This is a genomic window from Helicobacter sp. T3_23-1059, assembly GCF_053654515.1.
Genome location: NZ_JBSIUV010000212.1, coordinates 1 through 558 on the forward strand (window position 1 = coordinate 1; position 558 = coordinate 558).

Annotated in this window: 1 pseudogene; it reads left to right on the forward strand. The window is 31.7% G+C overall.

Annotated elements, in window-relative coordinates:
• The first annotated feature begins 45 nt into the window (after positions 1-45).
• Positions 46-554 (forward strand): annotated as a pseudogene (locus ACWIX0_RS14095) (hypothetical protein).
• Positions 555-558 lie beyond the last annotated feature (4 nt).

Consider the following 558-nt stretch of genomic DNA (forward strand, 5'->3'; position numbering starts at 1 on the left):
AGGCTCAACCCAACTTAATCTTACATAAAGGAGTCTTAAGTTATTATGCACGCGATGAAAAACAAGTATATTATTCGTTCAAGAATTTCAGAGGCAAAAACAAGAGAGATTCTTAAACTTTTTTATCTTGATATTGAAGCTTCTAAAATTGCAAAATTAAGCAACATTTCTCGCCAAAGTGTCAATAAAATCATCAATCAAATCCGCATTTTAATCGCAAAAGAATGTGAAAAAATCTCTAAATTAAATGGTGAAATCGAAGTTGATGAAAGCAACCTTTTGATTATAGATTTTGGGTGCTAAAAGAGTGAGAGGCAAAAGAGGGCGAGGAGCTGGCAAAAAAACTTCTGTTTTTTTGCTTCGCTTTGCTTGTAACCGCAAGCAGAAAGTGTTATGCAAGACATAGATTAAGCAATTTTAAAGGAATCAAAAAAGAAAATTTCTTGCTTCACTTAAAAGAGACAGAATTTAGATATAATACTCAAATTAGACAGCAAGATTTGTATAAAATCTTACTAAAAAAGATAAGAAATCAACCGCTTAAGTTGTCTTGAGCCA